Here is a 3824-nt window from a genome sequence, read left to right as displayed (position 1 = left end):
TTTTTGCTGCGCCCAAAATCCTTGTAACCTTTATTTGCTCAAGGTTGTCAAGTTATTCAGCAAACCCTAGATAATCCCGATTATGAAAAGTTTTGTCGGGATTTCCACGATATTTTAGGGGTATTTCCCCAAACTACTACCGCCCAAGCTTTAAAAAACCCTGCCAGAACTAAAGAATTTCTCAAGTTATCCGAAGCCAAAGGACAGCTACACAATCGCTTTTCCATTCTTTCTCTGAAGATGCTTTCAGAAGTGCATCGACAATTTACCCCCAGAGAATTAGCTTTTACTGGTTTGGAATTGCGCCACAAAGAAATGGAAACAGAACAACCCAAGGTAAATGCGGGAAGAGCCAGAAACAAAAACCAAGATATTGCCGAACCAGTACTTGATTTATCTTCAGGTTCGATTACCACTACCATCGGCTTTCTGTTGAATATGGTTCAGCGTACCATTCAATTAATCAGTCCCTGTATTGCTACTGAACGCTGGAAAGATGGTTATCGTATCCATGAAACCAGACAATTCACCGATGCTTGCGATCTTAAAGTAGTTATGGAAGAGATGATAGATTATCATATGCCCTTAACTCTCCCAGCAACAGACATTGTCAGATTTCGTCCCGAACTCAAATTTGAACCTTTAGCAACGGGTTTTCAAGTAGGAACAAAACACAAAACCTATAAGTTTACTCATAGTGCTTAAGCTGTTATGCATTTAAACTGTGATAACAGCATTACCTTTATTTTTAAGTTTTCGTCCCCATTTGATAATCAATCCACCTTCATCTTCTAGCTGATGTAACATAAATTCTAATTCCTCAATTGATTTAAAGAGTCTACCCGCAATATATTCTTGGGCTGAATGCCAAACGGACATATCAAGCTGGCGAGGAGACCTCGCCAGTCTTGTCCTCACTAATTCAATTAAGTTGTAATCTGGACTATATTTTGGTAAATACTCTAAATGTATATTGGGCATTTCTGTTTCTATTTTTTCGATATATTCTTCTTTTTTATGAAAACTAGCATTATCGATAATAATTACTATTTTTGCTCCTTTTTCGCTAAATTCTTCTCTTTTATTTCCTGCTTCAATCCATTCATTAATTATCTCCTGATAAAATATTTTTAGAACTTTATAAAAATTTTTACTATTGCTTTTGTCGAGAAAGTCTACAAATCTTTTCTTGTCTGAGTATCGTAATGCACCCATGACATTTACTCGACCTTTTCTTCTATCTCCTCTAACTTTTTTTCGCTTTCGGGGGAGACACCAGGTTTTGAGCCTTATGACTCTTAAACTGAATCCGCTCTCGTCCCAAAACCATACCTGCAAAAGATTAGGATTTTCTTTTTCTATTTTAAAATACTCTTGTATTTTCTGTTTGAAAGCTTTTCTATTTTGGGAATTTCTCTGGGACTCTAAGCTATATTTTGCCCAAAAGTAAACGCGACGGCGAAGCCGAGTCCTTTAGGGTACTTTTTTCTTTTTAATATTCTCCTTACTTGAGAACCACTTAAGGAGATTCCTGTTTCCTCTTCTAAATATATAGCTAATCTTTTTGCCGACCATCGTCCAAATTCAGAGCCTAATTCTTCTGGGTCTTTTTCGATTGTTTCTAATAAGATCTCTAGATATTTTTCTGTAGCTTTTTGATGATTACCTTTCATTCTTTCATCTTTCAAGCTCTCCAAGTTATCTGGGTCACCATGGACACACCAATAACATACTTTGTTTTTTGAGCAGCCGATAAATTTAGCTATTTCTGACTGTGTTTTGCCATCATTGAGCAATAACAAGATTAATATTCTCTCTCTAATGTCTCCATTTTCTTCTCTTTTTAGAGCTAGTGGCAGTTTTTCCTTTTGCTCTGATGTTAGATGATTTTCCGCTGGCATCTTTTTTAGCGAACGCTAGTCTTTAGCCTCATTATTATACCTAATTTAAATGCATAACAGCTTATGCTGCGCTTTTAGGTTCTTTAGTTACTCAAGGAAATCTTACCGCTAGAGAAATTACTCAACAATTAAATAATAATGGTGTTCCTCCAGAAGCAGCCTTACAAGCAGTAAACTTTCTGTATGATAGATCCACCAATCCTCATTTTAGATGAATCTACAGGAGCATTAGACCCCATCACCGAAGCTCAAGTACTGCAACAGTTGCTCTCTCATCGCTCTGGTAAAACCACCATTATCATCAGCCATCGACCCAAAGTAATTACCAAAGCCGACTGGATTATCTTACTAGATGACGGCAAACCTCAATTACAAGGCAGTTTATCAGAATTACGCTCTCTTTCTGGAGAGCATTTAGATTTTCTTTCTATTTAATCTACTAATTTATAGCCCTATTGCAAAAGCTACATATATGTAGGGTGGGCAATGCCCACCCTACCTAATGGTGTTAACAAGGTTTATTTGCGTAAGTCCTGTCTGTTTAATCTGCTAGTTTATAGTCCTGTTGCAAAAGTAAATTTATCATCAAAATTCATCATACTAAATCCGACGATCAAAACCTCCGATAAAAATTGCTTGTACGCCCCTCATATCCATCTTCTGTCAGACTCCGAAAACTTTTATCATTTCTAAATCCTGAAGTCTTTAAAGAGAAAAGAATTGCTCTATTTTTTTCTTAAGCTTAAACGCAATTAAATGACATTAACCGCATTACCTTGATTTTTTAGCTTCCTACTCCAATTAATAATTAATTTTCCTTCATTTAAAAGTCGCTTAACTAGTTTTTCTAGTTCTTCTTTTGTTTCAAATTCACGATGAGCGATATATTCTTTGGCTGAATGCCAAACTAATTCTATTAAATTATAGTCTGGACTATATGCTGGCAAGAATTCCAATTTAATATTGGGTAATTCCGATTCTATTTTATCGAGAAACTCTGGTTTTTTATGGCAGCTAGCATTATCTAAAATAATCACTATCTTTGGCCCTTTTTCCTGAAACTCTTTCGAGTCATTGCCCTGAGATTCCCATTCTTGACACACTTGATTGGTCAATTGTTTTAATTGTTCATAAAAGGTTTCGGAATTGCCTTTTTTGATGACAAAACATATTCTTTTTTTGTCACTATATCTCAAGCCTCCCATCAGATTGACTCTTCCTCTTCTCCTTTGACCTTTGACTTTTTTTCTCTTTCCTTTCTTAGTCCAGCATCTTCTTCTTATTACTCTTAAACTAAACCCGCACTCATCCCAAAACCAGATTTGGATGGATTCTGGCTTTTCTTGGGCTAATTTTAAATATTCGGCTAATTTTTCTTGAAACGCTTCTCTTTTTTTTTGTCTTGCTTATCTTCTAGACTATATTTTCCCCAGATATATACATACTTTTCTCTGGCTAATATTCGGCTAATTTGTGATTTGCTGAGTTTGATACCTGTTTCTTTTTCTAGATGTTCTGATAATTTTTTTCCCGTCCATCTGCCAAATTCATAGCCTAGGTCTTGGGGTTCTTTTTCTACTACTTCTAAGAGTAATTCTCTATATTCTTGTGTCGCTTTCTTAAAATTACCTTTTTTTCTTCCATCCTCTAAAGTTTCTAGATTATCTGGGTCTCCAGGAACACACCAATAGGCTACTCTCCTTAAAGAAACTCCCAGAAAATCCGCTATTTCTTGGTAAGTTTTTCCATCATTTAAAAGTAGCAACATCAATATTCTTTCCCGCACCTTTGCATCTTCTTCGGTTTTGATGGCTAATTTTCACGAAGTCAGAAATCTGAAGTCGTGATGTCAGTCGTTTTACCTCTGAGGCGAAGGAGCGAGGATTCAATACTTGAATATATTTTGTTTCTCTTCGCCTAAAA

General features: G+C 35.9%; 2 protein-coding genes and 3 pseudogenes. 2 read left to right on the top strand and 3 right to left on the bottom strand.

Features of this window, described 5'->3' with window-relative positions:
* Positions 1-80: 80 nt before the first annotated feature.
* Positions 81-227 (bottom strand): hypothetical protein, encoded by a 147-nt coding sequence (locus tag H1P_RS36830; RefSeq protein ID WP_186376261.1) that lies wholly within the window; start codon positions 225-227, stop codon positions 81-83.
* Positions 228-240: 13 nt separating this feature from the next.
* On the opposite strand from H1P_RS36830, the gene H1P_RS31555 reads away from it, so the two are divergent.
* Positions 241-705, top strand: a complete 465-nt coding sequence (locus tag H1P_RS31555; protein ID WP_144875182.1) for a hypothetical protein — start codon at positions 241-243, stop codon at positions 703-705.
* 12 nt (positions 706-717) lie between these two features.
* Here H1P_RS31555 and H1P_RS31550 read toward each other — a convergent pair.
* Positions 718-1901 (bottom strand): annotated as a pseudogene (locus H1P_RS31550) (IS630 family transposase).
* 189 nt (positions 1902-2090) lie between these two features.
* Here H1P_RS31550 and H1P_RS31545 point away from each other — a divergent pair.
* Positions 2091-2336, top strand: a pseudogene (locus H1P_RS31545) (peptidase domain-containing ABC transporter); the annotation flags it as partial.
* Positions 2337-2653: 317 nt separating this feature from the next.
* On the opposite strand, the pseudogene H1P_RS31540 reads toward H1P_RS31545, so the two are convergent.
* Positions 2654-3711 (bottom strand): annotated as a pseudogene (locus H1P_RS31540) (IS630 family transposase).
* Positions 3712-3824 lie beyond the last annotated feature (113 nt).

This window comes from Hyella patelloides LEGE 07179, assembly GCF_900659865.1.
Classification (GTDB): Bacteria; Cyanobacteriota; Cyanobacteriia; order Cyanobacteriales; family Xenococcaceae; genus Hyella; species Hyella patelloides.
This window is presented reverse-complemented; position numbering and strand designations above follow the sequence as displayed.